12 protein-coding genes are annotated in these 16331 nt (G+C 72.7%); 9 read left to right on the top strand and 3 right to left on the bottom strand.

From position 1 onward, the window contains the following. Positions 1-55: 55 nt before the first annotated feature. Together HYQ63_RS02870 and HYQ63_RS02865 are read right to left on the bottom strand one after the other, a co-directional pair. Entirely contained in the window at positions 56-1219 is a 1164-nt protein-coding gene (locus HYQ63_RS02870; protein ID WP_179932351.1) for an acyl-CoA dehydrogenase family protein, read from the bottom strand. A gap of 37 nt (positions 1220-1256) precedes the next feature. Then, complete coding sequence (locus HYQ63_RS02865) at positions 1257-2441, bottom strand: CaiB/BaiF CoA-transferase family protein (protein ID WP_257232558.1); 1185 nt, start codon at positions 2439-2441, stop codon at positions 1257-1259. 177 nt (positions 2442-2618) lie between these two features. Here HYQ63_RS02865 and HYQ63_RS02860 point away from each other — a divergent pair, with 177 nt between their 5' ends. The 7 genes from HYQ63_RS02860 to HYQ63_RS02830 all read left to right on the top strand — a co-directional run bounded on the left by HYQ63_RS02860 (position 2619) and on the right by HYQ63_RS02830 (position 8935). Further along, positions 2619-3572: a LysR family transcriptional regulator gene (locus HYQ63_RS02860; protein ID WP_179932349.1), complete on the top strand. Its 954-nt coding sequence runs from the start codon at positions 2619-2621 to the stop codon at positions 3570-3572. Between the two features lie 40 nt (positions 3573-3612). Next, the gene (locus tag HYQ63_RS02855; protein ID WP_373689015.1) at positions 3613-4440 is read left to right on the top strand and encodes an alpha/beta fold hydrolase; all 828 of its coding nucleotides are present in this window, start codon (positions 3613-3615) and stop codon (positions 4438-4440) included. A 111-nt stretch (positions 4441-4551) separates the two neighbouring features. After that, a complete protein-coding gene (locus HYQ63_RS02850) occupies positions 4552-5091 on the top strand; it encodes a thiamine pyrophosphate-binding protein (protein ID WP_179932348.1) in 540 nt (179 codons plus the stop codon). Next, positions 5091-5690, top strand: a complete 600-nt coding sequence (locus tag HYQ63_RS02845; RefSeq protein WP_179932347.1) for a thiamine pyrophosphate-dependent enzyme — start codon at positions 5091-5093, stop codon at positions 5688-5690. Before HYQ63_RS02850 ends, HYQ63_RS02845 begins: the two co-directional genes overlap by 1 nt. A 29-nt stretch (positions 5691-5719) precedes the next feature. Then, positions 5720-7198: an aldehyde dehydrogenase gene (locus tag HYQ63_RS02840; protein ID WP_179932346.1), complete on the top strand. Its 1479-nt coding sequence runs from the start codon at positions 5720-5722 to the stop codon at positions 7196-7198. Between the two features lie 52 nt (positions 7199-7250). Next, complete coding sequence (locus HYQ63_RS02835; RefSeq protein WP_179932345.1) at positions 7251-8123, top strand: hypothetical protein; 873 nt, start codon at positions 7251-7253, stop codon at positions 8121-8123. Further along, the gene (locus HYQ63_RS02830) at positions 8120-8935 is read left to right on the top strand and encodes a CoA ester lyase (protein WP_179932344.1); all 816 of its coding nucleotides are present in this window, start codon (positions 8120-8122) and stop codon (positions 8933-8935) included. The genes HYQ63_RS02835 and HYQ63_RS02830 overlap by 4 nt, the downstream gene beginning before the upstream one ends. Positions 8936-8945: 10 nt before the next feature. On the opposite strand, the gene HYQ63_RS02825 is transcribed toward HYQ63_RS02830, so the two are convergent. Next, positions 8946-10925 carry a family 20 glycosylhydrolase gene (locus HYQ63_RS02825; protein WP_179932343.1) on the bottom strand — a complete coding sequence of 660 codons (1980 nt, stop codon included), beginning with the start codon at positions 10923-10925 and terminating at the stop codon, positions 8946-8948. A 391-nt stretch (positions 10926-11316) separates the two neighbouring features. On the opposite strand from HYQ63_RS02825, the gene HYQ63_RS02820 reads away from it, so the two are divergent. Both HYQ63_RS02820 and HYQ63_RS02815 read left to right on the top strand, forming a co-directional pair. Then, positions 11317-14007, top strand: a complete 2691-nt coding sequence (locus HYQ63_RS02820) for a SpoIIE family protein phosphatase/ATP-binding protein (protein WP_257232557.1) — start codon at positions 11317-11319, stop codon at positions 14005-14007. 138 nt (positions 14008-14145) lie between these two features. Beyond that, positions 14146-16329 (top strand): helix-turn-helix transcriptional regulator, encoded by a 2184-nt coding sequence (locus HYQ63_RS02815; protein WP_179932341.1) that lies wholly within the window; start codon positions 14146-14148, stop codon positions 16327-16329. Positions 16330-16331 lie beyond the last annotated feature (2 nt).

The following is a 16331-nucleotide window of genomic DNA, read 5'->3' as shown; positions in this document are numbered from 1 at the left end:
TGATGTGTATGCCAGCGATATGCGTGGCGACTCGCCGAGGCGTGTCCGGTGGCGGTCATTCCAGGCCGCCGCGCTTCACGAGCTGGCTCGCGATCACATTCCGCTGGATCTCGTTGGTGCCCTCACCGACGATCATCAGCGGTGCGTCGCGGAAGTAGCGCTCCACGTCGAACTCGGTGGAGTAGCCGTAACCCCCGTGGATGCGGACGGCGTTGAGCGCGATCTGCATGGCGGTCTCGGAGGCGAACAGCTTCGCCATGCCCGCCTCCATGTCCACGCGCCGCCCCGCGTCGGCCTCCCGCGCCGCGTGCAGGGTGAGCTGACGGGCGGCGGTCAGCGAGGTGGCCATGTCGGCGAGGTAGTTGCCGATCGACTGGTGCCGCCAGATCGGCTTGCCGAACGACTCGCGCTCCTGCGCGTACGCCAGCGCGTCCTCGAACGCCGCCCGCCCGACGCCGAGCGCGCGGGCGGCCACCTGGAGCCTGCCGGTCTCCAGGCCCTTCATCATCTGGGCGAACCCCGCGCCCTCGACACCGCCCAGGAGCGCGTCGGCCGGGGCGCGGTAGTCGTCGAAGGAGAGTTCGCAGCTCTCGACGCCCTTGTAGCCGAGCTTGGGCAGGTCGCGCGAGACCGTCAGGCCCGGCCCGTGCTCCACGAGCAGGATGGAGATGCCCCGGTGGGCGGGGGTGGCGTCGGGGTCGGTCTTGCAGAGCAGGGCGATCAGCCGGGAGCGGCGGGAGTTGGTGATCCAGGTCTTCGATCCGCTCACCACATAGCCGTCGGTGTCCTTGCGGGCGACGGTGCGCATCGCCTGAAGGTCGGAGCCGCCGCCCGGTTCGGTCAGCGCCATGGTGGCCCGGACCTCCCCGGTGGCCATCTTCGGCAGATAGCGGCGCTTCTGCTCCTCGGTGCCGTGGTGCAGCAGCAGTTTGGAGACCACGGTGTGGCCGCCCATCGCCCCCGCCAGGCTCATCCAGCCGCGGGCCAGCTCCTCGGTGACCAGGACGTAGCAGGGGGTGGAGACCGGCGTGCCGCCGTACTCCTCGGGGATGGCGAGGCCGAAGATGCCGAGCTGCTTCATCTGCCCGATCAGGGCCTCGGGGTAGGTGTTGGTGTGCTCCAGCTCCTGGACGACCGGCTTCACCTCCCTGTCGACGAAGTCGTGCACCGTGCTGACGATGAACCGCTCGTCCTCGGACAGGGTGTCGAGGGTGCTCATGCAGTCGCGCTCCTTGATGAGGGATACGTGAGGGGGCTCAGACGACCCGCTCGGCCCGGAGGCCGCTGATCTCGGCCGGGCTGTGTCCCAGCGCGGCGAGGATCGTGTCGGTGTGCTCGCCGAGGGCCGGTACGGCGTCCATCCGGGCCGTGACACCGGCGAGGTCCACGGGCGGGAGCAGCGCCGGGACCACCGCCCCGGGGATGGGCACCTCGCGCCACCGCTCCCGGGCGGCCAGCACCGGGTGGTCGAGGAATTCCCCGACGTCGTTCACCCCGGCGTTGGCGATGCCCGCCTCGTCCAGCAGCTGCCCCACCCGCGAGCTGTCCAGCGCCCGGAACCGCTCCGCCACGATCGCGTTCAGCTCCTCGCGGTGGGCCACCCGCGCCGATCCCGTGGCGAACCGCGGATCGTCGACCAGCTCCGGGCGGCCCAGGAACCGGTCGCACAGCGCGCGCCACTCCCGCTCGTTCTGGACGGAGAACAGCACTTCCCTGCCGTCAGCGGCCGGGTAGGCGCCGTACGGGGCGATCGTGGCGTGCTGCGTGCCCATCCGCGGCGGCTGGGTGCCGCCATGGCGGGTGTAATAGGCGGGCTGGCCGATCCACTCGGCCAGGGCCTCGAACAGCGACACCTCCACGGCGCGGGCCACGCCCGTGGTCGCCCGGGTGAACAGGGCCGTGAGGATGCCCGAGTACGCGTACACACCGGCCGCGATGTCGGCGATCGACACCCCGACTCGGGCGGTCTCCCCGGCGGTGCCGGTCAGCGACACCAGACCGGTCTGGCACTGCACCAGCAGGTCGTAGGCCTTGCGGTCGGCCCACGGCCCGCTGGTCCCGTAGCCGGAGATGGCGCAGCAGATGAGCGACGGATGGCGTTCGGCGAGGGCGTCCGCACCCAGGCCCAGCCGGGCGGCCGCTCCCGGGGCGAGGTTCTGCACGAACACATCGGCCTCGCCGAGCAGTTGCTCCACGATGTCCCGGCCGCGGGCCTCCTTCAGATCCAGGGTCAGGGATTCCTTCGACCGGTTGAGCCACACGAAGTAGCTGGACTCGCCGTGCACCGTGGTGTCGTAGCGGCGGGCGAAGTCACCGCCTTCCGGGCGCTCCACCTTGATGACGCGTGCGCCCAGATCGGCCAGCTGGCGCGTGGCGAAGGGCGCAGCCACCGCCTGTTCGACGCTGACGACGGTGATGCCGGAGAGCGGAAGCTCGGTCACGGTGGCGACCTCCAGACGGCTGGCCGGGACATGCTCCTCAGGCGGCCCGTCACCCTCGCTTCCCGGTGTTCCGAGCCCGGTGTCATCATGAGCACTCATGACCATCACGGTGAAATAGCAATCCGTGATGTACCCATGCGGGGTGCGGATGGCCCAGGAGGAGAGGAGGAGTAGACGGTGGACGTCAGACAACTCAAGGCGCTCGTCACGGTCGCCGAGGCGGGCAGCGTCACCCGGGCCGCGGAGCTGCTCCACCTGGTCCAGCCCGCGGTGACCCGGCAGATCCGCACCCTGGAACAGGAACTCGGCGTCCCGCTCTTCGAGCGGACCCGGCAGGGCATGCGGCCCACGGAGGCCGGCACGATCATGGTCGACCGGGCCCGCCGCGCCCTCAACGAGCTGGAGCGGGCCCGCGCGGAGGTGCAGCCGACCCCGGGGGTCCTGACCGGCATCGTCACCGTGGGCATGCTGGAGAGCACCACCGACCTGCTGGCGGAGCCGCTGGTGTCCGCCCTCGCCCGGGATCAGCCGGGCATCGAGCTGCGCCTGATGACGGCGTACTCCGGGCACCTCCAGCAGTGGCTGGACGACGGTGACCTGGACCTGACCCTGCTCTACAACCTGGCCAGCACCCCGTCGCTGAACGCCCGCCCCCTGGTGCGGGAGAGCCTGTGGGTGGCCGCGCCACCGGACGAGGGCCTGCGCGCCGACCGTCCCGTCCCCTTCGCGCAGGCCGCCGCGCATCCCCTGGTCATGCCCGCCTCCGGCCACGCCCTGCGCAGCCTGATCGACGGGGCCGCCGGACGGGCCGGGGTCACGATGGACGTCGTCGTGCAGACCAACTCCATGCGGGTGCAGAAACACCTCGTCCAGGCCGGTCACGGCTGGACGATCCTGCCCGGGATGGGCATCGCCGACGACGTGGCCCGGGGCACACTGAGTGCCGCACCGCTGTGCGAACCCGACGTGTGGCGCTCGATCGTCCTGGGCACCCCGCGCGCCGGGCGGACACCACCCGCGGTGGACGTCGTCGCCCGGGAGCTGATCCGGCACATCGAATCGGCCGTGCGCGACGGCAGATGGCCCTCCGCGCACCTGCACGCGCAAACCCCGCGCACCGACGGCGTGTGACCGCACGCCACCAGCAGGCAACGAGAAAGGCAAGGAACACGTGACAGGCACGGACGCAGACACCGACACCGGCCGGCGCATCCGCGGACACGCCCGCGCCCTGGACGGCACCCCGCTGGCCTACCAGCGCGAGGGAGCCGGGCCGCCGCTGGTGCTGCTGGCGGGTCAGGCGAACAACCACCACTGGTGGGACGGCGTACGCGCGGACTTCCACGCCACGCACAGCACCCTCACCGTGGACTGGCGCGGCACCGGAGACAGCGGAAAGCCCGACGAGCACCACTCCACCCGGGGCCTCGCCGACGATGTGATCGCCGTCCTCGACCACCTGGGCATCGAGCGCACCGATCTGTACGGGACCTCCATGGGCGGCCGGGTGGCCCAGTGGGTGGCCGCTCGCCACCCGGCCCGGATCCGGCGGCTGGTGCTCGGCTGCACCTCGCCCGGCGGTCCGCACGCCACCGAGCGCGACAACGCCGTACGCCGGTCCCTGGCCCAGCCCGACGCACGGGCGGCACGGGAAGCGCTGGTCGACCTGATGTACACCCCGGCCTGGCGGTCCGCGCACCCCGGCCCGTACACGACCCTCGGCGACCCCGGCATGCCCCCGCACGCGCGGCGGCGCCACCTGGTGGCCAGCAACGAACACGACGCGTGGGACGTACTGCCGGAGATCGTCGCGCCGACGCTGATCCTGCACGGGGACGACGACCGGCTCACCCCGGCGGCCAACGCGCCGCTGCTCGCGTCCCGTATCCCGGGGGCCCGTACGCACCTCTTCGAGGGCGCCCGGCACGGCTATTTCGACGAGTGCCGTCCGGAGGCGAGCGCGGTCGTGTCGTCGTTCCTGGCGGAGCCCGGCCCCTGACCTCATGCCGTGACCGCATGTGTCCATCACTGCTTTCTATTGTTCAACCCCGGCCATCAGCCCAGATGATGTGGGGCGACCCGAGCCGACCGAGCAGTGGAGTCGCAGCGGATGACCCAGACCACCCATGCCCCGGCGCCTGCGTGGCAGGAGGCCGTGTTCACCGCCCTGAAGAAGCGGGGCGTCCAGCAGATCGCCTACGTACCGGACACCGGCCACTCCCACGTCATCCGCGAGGCGCGGCGTGACCCCGCCATCCACGATGTGGTCCTGACCACCGAGGAAGAGGGCGTGGCCGTGGTCTGCGGCGCGTGGCTGGGCGGGCAGCGCGCGGTGCTGCTGATGCAGAGCAGCGGCGTCGGCAACTGCGTCAACATGTTCTCCCTGCCGCAGATGGCTGGGTTCCCCTTCCTCACGCTGGTGACGATGCGGGGCGAGTACGCCGAGTTCAACCCGTGGCAGGGCCCCATGGGGCGCGCCACCCAGCAGGCCCTGGAACTCATGGGCATCACCGTCCTGCGGGCCGACGCCCCCGAGGAGGTCGGGGACACCGTCGAGGCGGCCATGGACGCGGTGTTCGGGGCGGGGGAGCGCGTCGCCGTGCTCCTCGGGCAGAAACTGATCGGCCGCAAGAAGTGGGAGCGCGACTGATGACCGCCGCCGACACCCACGTCCGTTTGGACCGGCGCCGCTTCGTCGCCGAGCTGGTCTCCCGCCTCCCCGACGACGCCCTGATGGTGACCGGGCTCGGCGCGTCCAGCTATGACGTGTTCGCCGCGGGAGACCGCCCCGGCACCTTCTACCTCTGGGGCGCCATGGGCGCCGCCGTACCGCTCGCCCTCGGCCTCGCCCTGGCCCAGCCGGAGCGACCGGTCGTCGCCGTCACCGGCGACGGCGAACACCTGATGGGCATCGGCGCGCTGGCCACCATCGGTGCCGTCCTGCCGCCCAACCTCACCGTCGTCGTGCTGGACAACGCGCACTTCGGCGAGACCGGCATGCAGCCCAGCCACACCGGCCTCGGCACCGATCCGGTCGCCGTGGCCCGGGGATTCGGCATCCCCGACGCCCTGCGGATCACCGACCACGCACAGACCGACGACCTCGCGACCCGCATCCGGGCGCGCACGGCGACCACCTACGCGCAGGTGCTGATCACCACCAGCGAGCCACCGCGCGCCCTGCCACCGCGCGACGGCGTGTCCAACAAGAACACCTTCCGCGCCGCCCTCGGCCTGAACACCTTCTGACGCGGCCGTACCGCCGAAACGGGAATCCCATGCAGCGCTACGACATGTTCATCGACGGCGAGAGCCGCGCACCCGCCAACGGCGAGTGGTTCCCCACCGACAACCCCTACCTGGGCACCCCCTGGGCCGAGATCGCCCAGGGCGGCCCCACCGATGTGGACGACGCCGTGCGGGCCGCCCACCGCGCCCTCCACACCGGCTCATGGGCCGAGCTGACCGCAAGCGCCCGGGGCGCGCTGCTGCGGCGGCTCGGTGACACGATCGCCGCCCACGCCCGCCGTCTGGCCGAGACCGAGGTCCGCGACAACGGCAAGCTCTTCACCGAGATGTACGGCCAACTGCGCTACCTGCCCGAGTGGTTCGCCTACTACGGCGGGCTCGCCGACAAGGTCGAGGGCACCGTCGTCCCGATCGACAAGAAGGGCTACTTCACCTACACGAAGAAGGAGCCCGTCGGCGTCGTCGCGGCCATCACCCCGTGGAACTCCCCGCTGATGCTGCTGGCGTGGAAGATCGCACCGGCCCTGGCCGCCGGGTGCACGGTGGTCGTCAAGCCGTCGGAATTCACCTCCGCCTCCACGCTGGAACTCGTCCGCCTCTTCCACGAGGCGGGGCTGCCGCCCGGCGTGGTCAACGTCGTCACCGGCTTCGGACAGGACGTCGGGGCCGCCCTGGTCGAACACCCGCTGGTCCGGAAGATCTCGTTCACCGGTTCCGACACCACCGGCCGCCACATCAACCAGGCCGCCGCCCGCGACTTCAAGCACGTCAGCCTGGAACTCGGCGGAAAGTCCCCCAACATCGTCTTCGCCGACGCCGACCTGGAGGCCGCGGCGAACGGCGCCGTCTCCGGCATCTTCGCCGCGACCGGCCAGACCTGCATCGCCGGGTCCCGGCTCCTGGTCCAGGAGAGCGTGCACGACGAGGTGGTACGCCGCGTGGTGGACCTCGCGGGCACCGCCCGCATGGGCGACCCGATGGACCAGCACACCCAGGTCGGCCCCATCACCACACCCGCGCAGTACGCCAAGGTGCTCGACTACGTCGACATCGCCCGGCGGGAGGGCGCCGCGCTCGCCCTGGGCGGGAAGGCCGCGACCCGGCCCGAGTGCGGCAGCGGCTGGTTCGTCGAACCGACCGTCTTCACCGGCGTGCGCAACACCATGCGCATCGCCCAGGAAGAGGTCTTCGGCCCCGTCCTCGCGGTCATCCCGTTCCGGGACGAGGACGAGGCCGTCACCCTCGCCAACGACAGCCGCTACGGCCTCGGGGCGGGGGTGTGGACCAGCGACATCGGCCGCGCCTTCCGCATGTCCGACCGCATCCGCTCCGGCACGGTCTGGGTCAACACCTACCGCGCGGTGAGCCCGCTGGTGCCCTTCGGCGGCGTCAAGGACTCCGGCGTCGGCCGCGAGAACGGCATCGAGGCCATCAGCGCATACCTGGAGAACAAGAGCGTCTGGATCAACACCGGCGCCGCCGTGGGCAACCCCTTCGTGCTGCGCTGACCCACCCCTCGGCCCACCAGGACGGAAATCCGCACACCAGGACGGAAAGACGATGCAGCCCACCCCGACCCCGCTCGGCTCCTGCGTGCAGTCATGGATGCCCGGGCCGGTCACCGCCGAAGACCCCCTCCCCGCAGGGCCCGCAGCGGCCCTGTCGGCGCTCCTGGACCTGCCCGGACCGGTGGCGGAGGCCGGTGACCCGCTGCCGCCGCTGTGGCAGTGGATCCACTTCCTGCACTGGCCCGCGCAGCACGAACTCGGAACCGACGGACACCCGCGGCACGGACACTTCCTGCCTCCCATCCCCGACCGGCAGCGGATGATCGCCGGAGGACGCTGCGAGGTCACCCGGCCGCTCCGCCTCGGCGTGCCCGCCGAACGCGTCACCAGCCTGGGCCCGGTGACGGCCAAACACGGCGGCACGGGGGAGTTGCTCTTCGTCACCGAACGCCGTGAATTCCGGCAGCACGGCCACCTCTGTCTCGTCGAAGAGCAGGACATCGTCTACCGGTCGGGCCGCGGCTCCGCCCGGCACACCCCGGTCGGCGCCGACGACTCCGCCGTACCCGACTCCGGCGAACCGTGGCGGCTGCCCCTGCGCCCGGACCCGACGCTGCTGTTCCGGTTCAGCGCGCTCACCGCGAACGCCCACCGCATCCACTACGACACCCCGTACGCCCAGGGGGAGGAGGGCTACCCGGGCCCCGTCGTCCACGGCCCGCTCCTCGCCCTGCTCATGCTGGAACTGGTCCGCCGCCACGCCCCCGCACGGCAGGTGCGCTCCCTGTCCTACCGGCTGCGGCGGCCGCTGTTCGCCGGTGAACACCTCCTGGCGTGCGGCACCCCCACCGACGGCGGCGCCGACCTGCGCATCGCGACCCGGCGGGAGGAACGGCACGCCACGGCGGAGGTGACGTTCGCATGAGCGGGGACACCGACCGCATCGCCACCGCCCGGAATCCGCTCTTCGTCCCCGGACACCGGCCCGACCGCTTCGCCACGGCCCGCGACTCCGGCGCCGACCTGGTCATCATCGACCTGGAGGACGCCGTCGCGGCCGAGGACAAGGACCGGGCACGCGACGAGGTCTCCGCGTGGCTCGACCGGGGCCACCGGGCGGTCGTACGGATCAACCCGCCCGGCACCCCCTGGTCCGAGGCCGACCTCGACGTGGTGGCCGCCCACGGCTGCCCGGTCATGGTGCCCAAGGCCGAGGACACGGCCGTCCTCCGGGAGATCGCCGCGCGCACCGCGGGCCGGTGCGCCCTCATCCCGCTCATCGAGACCGCCCTCGGCGTGGAGCGGGCCACCGAGCTGTGCGCCACGCCCGGTGCCGTCCGCGCGGCCTTCGGCAACGTCGACCTCGCGGGTCAGCTCGGCGTCGCCCCCGACGACCACACGGCCCTGGCGTACGCGCGCTCCCGGCTGGTCCTCGCCTCGGCCGCCGCGGGCAGCTGTCCGCCGCTCGACGGGGTCACCACCGCGGTACGGGACACCGGCGCCCTCACCGCCGACGTCGCCCACGCCCGGCGGCTGGGCTTCACCGGAAAGCTCTGCGTCCACCCCGCACAACTCCGGCCGGTGGCCGACGGGTTCGCCCCCTCCGACGCCGAGGTGCGGTGGGCCCGTACGGTGCTCGACGCCGGAGAAGCCGGAGCAGCGGTCACCACGGTCGACGGCCGGATGGTGGACAAGCCGGTCCTGGAGCGCGCCCGGCGGATCCTGGCCCGCGGGTGAAGTCCTCGGCTCAGCCGCCGCCCCGAGGCGCCGCGGCGGCCACCGGGCGCAGCTCGGCCGCCGCCTGCTGGTCCGGCGGCTGCTGCACCGCGACCCCGTCGGCGGCGCGCTGCGCGATGCCGAGCTGGGAGATGGCGTTGACCAGCCGCACCCGCGTCCCGGTGCCGGTCAGCTGCCACCGCTGGGTGCGGGTCGTGGCCGAGCACGTCTGCACGGTGACCGTGGCGCCCGCCTCCAGCGGGGCACCGAGGTAGCGGGCCCCCTTCACCATGTCCAGGCAGTAGGCGGTGGCGGTGCCCCCGCGCACGGCGCGGAGCGTGTAGTAGCCGTCCGCGGTGGCCGACAGCCGCCACGCCGCGCCGCCGTCCTCACCGAACCGCGCGGTGGCGCCCTCGCCGCCACCCGTGGTGGTCAGCCGGGTGGCGGAGCCGGGCAGCGTGAGGGCGTACGTACCGTCCCTCACCGGCAGCCGCACCACGTTCTCCCAGCCGGGCGCGTGGCCGATGTCCCGGGCGAGCGTGCTGAACCCGTCGTACGTGGCGGCCGGTTTCGGGCTGCCCCAGGTGGCCTGGGCGAGGAAGCGCAGCGGCAGATACGCCTCCGTCTCGACCTCGTTCTCGGTCTGGGCCGCCGCCGAGTCCGGCCACATGGTGATCTTCGCCCCGGTGATGCCCGGCTGGGGGCCGCTCAGCGTCTCGCCCTCGAAGCGCAGCGGCGTCCAGTCGCTCTCGTACAGCTCCCGCGTCTTCATGGGCGAGCCGCCGCGGATGAGGTAGAGCGCGTAGGCCGAGTTCATCACCTGATGGCCCCGGGCGAGCAGGGCCGAGGGCGGCTGCTCGGCTTCGGCGGTCCAGTGCTCGACCCGGATGTCCTTGTTCACGGGGATGGTGTTGTCGCCGGTCAGCCCGTCGTTCCAGATCCGCAGGGTCCGCCCGTCGGCGCGCACATGGTCGTCGACCCGGTTGACGAAGTCCACGAACGCGTCCTGCGGGGTCGCCCGGGCGCCGTACTTGGCCTTGGCGTACGCGGCGATCTGCGGATACGCGGCGTAGTCGGAGCCGAGCATGTATTCGTCCGCGCCCATGTGCCAGTACGGGGTGTCCCACACGGTCAGCGCCTCGTCCAGCAGCCCGGTGTAGAAGGCGAACGCCTCGGGCCGGGTGATGTCCAGCCGTGACGGCGACCGCGTCCCCTTCGTGTCCGTGAGCTGGAGTTCGGGGTGGTTCTGGAGATACGGGTCGATGTGCCCGGGGGAGTTGATCTCGGGGATGAGCGTGATGTGGTACTTCCGGGCCATCGCCGACAGCCGCCGCACCTCGTCCTTGGTGTAGTACCCCCAGAACTTCGTCTTCGGGTAGTCGTCGCTGGCCACCTTCGCCTCGATCCACAGCTGGTTCAGCTTCAGATACGCCATCTCGCGCATCAGCCGCTCGAACCAGTCCAGCGAGACGTGGATGTAGCAGGCGCACACCCCCACCCCGCGCTCGGCGTACCGCGGCACGTCGACCGTGCTGCCGTGCGGCAGCTCGCGCCCGTCGCCGAGCATCTGGAGCACGGTCCGGGTCCCCAGGAACGCCCCGGCGGCGGTGGCCCCGGTGATCCGCACGGTGTCGCCGACGACCAGTTCGTACCCCTCCGCGCCCAGATCCTTCCGGGACGCGTCCACACCCAGCACCACATCGCCCGCCGCGCCGTCCCCGCCGGTCACCACGGACAGCCCCAGCCCCGTCGCGTCGGCCACGTCGTCGGCGAACGTCGACGTGTCACCGCGCAGCTCCGGCGTCCGCGCGACCACCGCCGCCGTGGCGGCCAGCCGCAGCGTGCCCTCCTGCCCGGTCCACCGCACCGGCGCCGGGATCACCCCGGGAGCGGCCGCGGCGCGCCCGGCGGCCACCGCCGGGCCGGACGCGGCGGCGGGCACCAGCAGGGCCAGCACCGACAGGACGACGGCCCCCACCGTGGTCCTGAGCCGGGATGCCTGATGACGCATCCGTCTGTGATGCCGCTTCCGTCTGTGAAGATGCGTCGACAACGGCACTCGCCTCCATGCTCACCGGGCCGCGCCCCGGAGGCGGCGGCCGTGATCGGACAACACGTGGTGCGGATGCCGGACGGACACGGGAACCACGGCGGAACCACGACCCGGCGGCAGGGTCCTTCCCCTCCCTCCCGGCTTCCGAACCCGCCTCCCGCCCCCTACGCAAAGCCACCGAGGTCCACCGGTGGGTGACTGGAACGTATCAACCGCCCGGTCCCGGGTACTGTCTCATCCCAGCTGCTCACGTCCTGGCGCCGTGAGGTGTTAGGAATAGGGGGTGATCGGATTTTTCGGTCGATCGAAGCTCTCCCCGCCTGTCCGGTCGCGGGGTCGCTTGCGCTCCCTGCTGGGCGTGCGCAGCATCGCCGGGCAGGTGTTTGCCGTACAGGCGGTCGTTGTCGTCATGCTCATTGCCGTGGCGACGCTGGCGCTCGTACTCCAGGCGCGGAACGACAGCGAGCAGGAGGCCGTCAACCGGTCCACCGCCGTGGCCCAGGCATTCGCCGGCTCCCCGGGCACCGCGGAGGCCATGACGTCACGCCATCCGACCACCGTGCTCCAGCCGCGGGCCGAGCAGGTCCGTAAGCGGGCGGGCCTGGACTTCGTCGTCGCGGCGAACCCCAAGGGCGTCCGCTACACCCACCCGCTGCCGCAGCAGATCGGCAGGCAGCTCGTCGCCGACTACAAGCCCGCGCTGCGCGGCAAGGTCGTCACGGAGACGGTGCAGGGCCCCCTCGGCCAGGAAGTGCAGGCCACGGTCCCGATCCGGAAGGCCGACGGGACGGTCGTCGGCGTGATCTGCGCCGGGATGACCGCCCAGGACGTCAGCGGCCGGGTCACCCGCCAGCTGCCGCTGGTCCTCGGCGCGGCCGGGGGCGCGCTCGCCCTCGCCACCGCGGGTACCGCGCTGGTGGGCCGCAGGCTGCGGCGCCAGACCCACGGTCTGGGCCCGGCCCAGATGACCCGTATGTACGAGCACCACGACGCGGTGTTGCACTCCGTCCGCGAGGGCGTGCTCATCGTCGACGGTGACGGCTGCCTCGTCCTCGTCAACGACGAGGCGCGCCGACTGCTCGACCTGCCCCCGGACGCCGAGGGCCACCACGTCCGCGACCTGGGGCTCGAGCCGCGCACCGCCGAGCTGCTGTCCTCCGGCCGGGTGGCCACCGACGAGGTGCATCTCGCGGGGGACCGGCTGCTGGCCGTCAACCAGCGCTCCACCCAGTGGAACGGTGGCGCGCCCGGCAGCGTCGCCACCCTCCGGGACACCACCGAACTGCGTGCGCTGTCCGGCCAGGCCGAGGTGGCGGAGAAGCGGCTGCGGCTGCTGTACGACTCGGGCGCGAAGATCGGCACCACCCTCGACGTCTCCCGCACCACCGAGGAGCTGACCCGGTTCGCGGTGCCGTGGTTCGCCGACTTCGCCACCGTCGACCTGGTGGACCCGGTGCTGCGCGGCGACGAGCCGTCCGGCGACGCCATGTGCCGTACGGCCACCTTCGGCATCCGCGACGACCACCCGCTGTGGCGGGTCGGCAAGCGGACGACCTACGTGCGCGGCGCGCCGCAGGCGCTCGGCTTCGGCGCCGGGCGGCCGGTGCTCGACGCCGACATCCGGGACTTCGCCGGATGGCAGGAGCAGGACCCCGAGCAGGCCGTCCGGATCGTCGAGTACGGCATCCACTCGATGATCACCATCCCGCTGCGCGCCCGGGACGTCACCCTGGGCATCGCCACCTTCTGGCGTTCCGAGAAGTCCGAGCCGTTCGACCAGGAGGACGTGGCCCTCACCGAGGAGCTGGTCGCGCGCGCCGCCGTCGCCATCGACAACGCCCGCCGCTACACCCGCGAGCACTCCATGGCCGTCACCCTCCAGCGCAGTCTGCTGCCGCAGGGTCTGCCAGAGCAGGACGCCCTGGAGGTGGCGCACCGCTATCTGCCCGCCCAGGCCGGTGTCGGCGGCGACTGGTTCGACGTCATCCCGCTGCCCGGCGCCCGGGTCGCACTCGTCGTCGGCGATGTCGTCGGCCACGGGCTGCACGCCGCCGCCACCATGGGGCGGCTGCGTACCGCCGTGCACAACTTCTCCGCCCTGGACCTGCCGCCGGACGAGATCCTCACCCATCTCGACGAGCTGGTCACCCGCTTCGACCAGGACCAGGTCGCCGCGGATAGCGACGCCGCGCCGATCAGCGGGGCCACCTGTCTGTACGCGATCTACGACCCGGTCACCGGCCGCTGCACCATGGCCCGGGCGGGCCACCCGGGCCCTGCCCTGATGTACCCCGACGGCACCGTCACCTTCCCCGAGGTCCCCCTCGCCCCGCCGCTCGGCCTCGGCGGCGAACCCGTCGAGACGACCGAACTGCTGCTGCCCGAGGGCAGCCGACTGGCCCTGTACACCGACGGTCTGGTCGAGGACCGCGACCGCGACCGGGACACCGGTCTGCGCCTGCTGCGCAGCACCCTGGCGGGCCATCCCGGGCGCGGCCCCGAGGAGATCTGCCAGGCCGTCTTCGATGCGATGGCCTCCTCGCACCCGAGGGACGACATCGCCCTCCTGGTCGCCCGCACCCACCTCCTGGACCCCGACTCCGTCGCCGAGTGGGACGTCCCCTCCGACCCCGCCGCCGTCGCCGGAATCCGCGCCGAGGCCGCCCGGCGGCTGGCCGGGTGGGGCCTGGAGGAGAGCGGCTTCACCACCGAACTCATCCTCAGCGAGCTGATCACCAACGCCATCCGCTACGGCTCCGGACCCATCCATGTGCGCCTCGTCCGCGACCGCAGCCTCATCTGCGAGGTCGCCGACGGCAGCAGCACCTCCCCCCATCTGCGCCGCGCCGCCTCCACGGACGAGGGCGGCCGGGGCCTGTTCCTGGTGGCCCAGTTCGCCCAGCGCTGGGGCACCCGCTACACCCCCACCGGCAAGATCATCTGGGCCGAGCAGCCCCTCGGCACCGCCGCCCCCGGCCCCGAGCCCACCGAGGAGGACCTGCTCGCCCAGTGGGACGACCTGGACGACGTCTCGACATAGCTTCACCACGGGTTTCTACGTCCCCGAACGGTAGGCACTCCGGCTGTTGGCTCAGGCTGCCGACCGCTCCGTGCGGCTGTCCGCGATATGTGCGCCGGAAGTCCGCTCCTGTGTATAACGGGGGGCGGGAGGCGTTCCATGTCCGAGTTGTTCGACGCGATCGACGCACTGATCGCGGGCCAGTCCCCGCTGCCGCCACCGGCCGAGCGGGAGCGGCTGCGCACGGCACACGGCCTGAGCCACGAGCAGGTCGCCAAGGCGCTGAAGGTGCGCCGTGCGACGGTGGCCAACTGGGAGAGCGGAAAGACCGATCCCCGGCCGCCGCAGCGCGAGGCGTACGCCCACTTCCTGAGCGAACTGGCCAAGCTGTACCCGGCCCCGGCCCCGGCCTCGGCTCCCGCCCCCGCTTCGGCCTCGGCTCCCGCCCCCGCTTCGGCCCCGGCGCCCGCCCCCGCTGCGGAGGCGCCCCACCCCGCGCCCCCCGCGCCCGCGGCCGTCCCCGCCCCCGTTTCTCCCCCCGCGACACCGGCGGTTCCGTCGCCCGCGGCGGAGTCCGGGCCGCCCGTCGCGGAAGCCGCGGCACCCCGGCGGCCCGCGAGGCAACACGCGGCGCGCAAGACTCCGGTCGCCCCGTCCGCCACCACCCCTCCCGCCACCGAACCCCGCTTCGCAAGCGGCCCGCTGGCCGTCGTGGACGGCGACGGATCCGCGTACTGCATCGGCGGCCTGGTCCTGGACTGCCCGCTGAAGGACATTCCGACCCTGGTCGCCTGGGCCCTGACCGAGGGCCATTTGGGCGCCCCCCGGCTGCACCGCAACGGCAAGGACGCCGACCCCCTGCTCGTCCTCACCGCGTCCGCCGCCGAACGCCTCGGGCTGCCCGCCGAACTGACCGACCGCCGAAACCTGCGACTGCCCGACGACCACAAGGTCGTCAAGCAGATCACCAGGGCCAAGTGGCAGCTCACCCGCCGCGGCTTCGGCCCCTGGGCCTGGGTCTACCGCCCGGCGCAGGGCGGCCGCCGCCACTGCGTGCAGTTCGCGGTCCTCCCGTGGGGCGCGCTCGACTCCCGCGCCTGGGGGAGCGCCGACCGGTTCGCCCCGGCCGAACTGGCGAGCGTACTGGGCGACTACGCCACCCGCGTCATCACCCCGCGCGGCACCACCGCCGTCACCGGGCTGGAGCTGATGACCGCCCTGCGCCCGCCCACCCGCGCCGTGAAGGACGAGGCGACCGGCACCTGGGGCTCCGGCCCGCAGCCCGGGTCGCTCAGCGCGCCGGTCGACCCGGCGCCACCGGAGGCGCCGGACGAGCACCCCGTCGTCGCCCAGCTGTACCCGCGCGGCCACCAGCGCACCCCGGCCGAGATGCTGGACGAGGAGGCGTACGACTGGATCCGCGATCCCGAGCTGCTCACCGACGCCGAATGCGCGCACACCCACGCCGTGGGCATCGACGTCAACATGGCCTTCGCCGCCGCCGCCAACCGCCTCACCGTCGGGCTCGGCGCGCCCGAACACCGCACGGCGCCCGCCTTCGACAAGGCGCTGCCCGGCAGCTGGCTGGTCGACCTCTCCCACATCGACCTCGACCCGCGCCTCCCGAACCCCTTCACCCCGCACGGCAACCGCCCCGAGGGCCCGGCCTGGTACGCCACGCCGACCGTCGCGTACGCCGTCGAACTCGGCCACGAGGTACGGCCCGTCGAAGCGTGGGTCCGCCCCGAAACCGGCCCCTACCTGGACGCCTGGTACACCCGGCTGCGCGACGCCTACATGGCCACCATGGAGCGGCTCGGCGTGGTGTCCGGCATGAGCCCGCCGGACTTCCTCGCCGCCATGGAGCGGCACAAGCAGGCCGACCCCGGGCAGGCCGCCGTCCTGTCCGCCATCAAGGCCACGGTCAAGGGCGGCATCGGCAAGCTGCGCGAGCGGCCCCAGGGCGCCCGCTACCGCCCCGGCGAACGCTGGCCCGCCCTGGAGCGCCCCACCTGGCGCCCCGACATCCGTGCCGCCGTCATCTCCACCGCGCGGGTGAACATGCACCGCAAGATGCGCAAGTTCGCGGACACCGGGCTCTTCCCCGTAGCCGTCCTCTCGGACTGCGTCGTCTATCTCTCCGACGGCCCGAGCCCGCTCGACTTCCTGCCGCACACCCCCGACGGCAAGCCGCTGCCCGGCGGTTTCCGGCTCGGTGTCTCGCCCGGCATGGTCAAGCACGAGGGCACCCAGGAGTTCCTGTGGGCGGCGCAGCTCCTCGACGAGGGCCACAACCCCGCCCGCCACATCAAGGGCACCGACGCCGCGCTCGACGGTGAGTAGGG

It is taken from the genome of Streptomyces sp. Rer75, from assembly GCF_013414305.1.
GTDB lineage: Bacteria > Actinomycetota > Actinomycetes > Streptomycetales > Streptomycetaceae > Streptomyces > Streptomyces himastatinicus.
The sequence above is the reverse complement of the archived record's forward strand: the minus strand, read 5'-3'. Positions and strand labels throughout refer to the sequence as shown.

Bases quoted from the DNA above. Each gene is read 5' to 3' on its own strand.
- HYQ63_RS02870 (WP_179932351.1), bottom strand. From the start codon at position 1,219: ATGAGCACCCTCGACACCCTGTCCGAGGACGAGCGGTTCATCGTCAGC.
- HYQ63_RS02850 (WP_179932348.1), top strand. From the start codon at position 4,552: ATGACCCAGACCACCCATGCCCCGGCGCCTGCGTGGCAGGAGGCCGTG.
- HYQ63_RS02830 (WP_179932344.1), top strand. From the start codon at position 8,120: ATGAGCGGGGACACCGACCGCATCGCCACCGCCCGGAATCCGCTCTTC.
- HYQ63_RS02815 (WP_179932341.1), top strand. From the start codon at position 14,146: ATGTCCGAGTTGTTCGACGCGATCGACGCACTGATCGCGGGCCAGTCC.
- HYQ63_RS02835 (WP_179932345.1), top strand. From the start codon at position 7,251: ATGCAGCCCACCCCGACCCCGCTCGGCTCCTGCGTGCAGTCATGGATG.
- HYQ63_RS02825 (WP_179932343.1), bottom strand. From the start codon at position 10,925: ATGCGTCATCAGGCATCCCGGCTCAGGACCACGGTGGGGGCCGTCGTC.
- HYQ63_RS02845 (WP_179932347.1), top strand. From the start codon at position 5,091: ATGACCGCCGCCGACACCCACGTCCGTTTGGACCGGCGCCGCTTCGTC.
- HYQ63_RS02840 (WP_179932346.1), top strand. From the start codon at position 5,720: ATGCAGCGCTACGACATGTTCATCGACGGCGAGAGCCGCGCACCCGCC.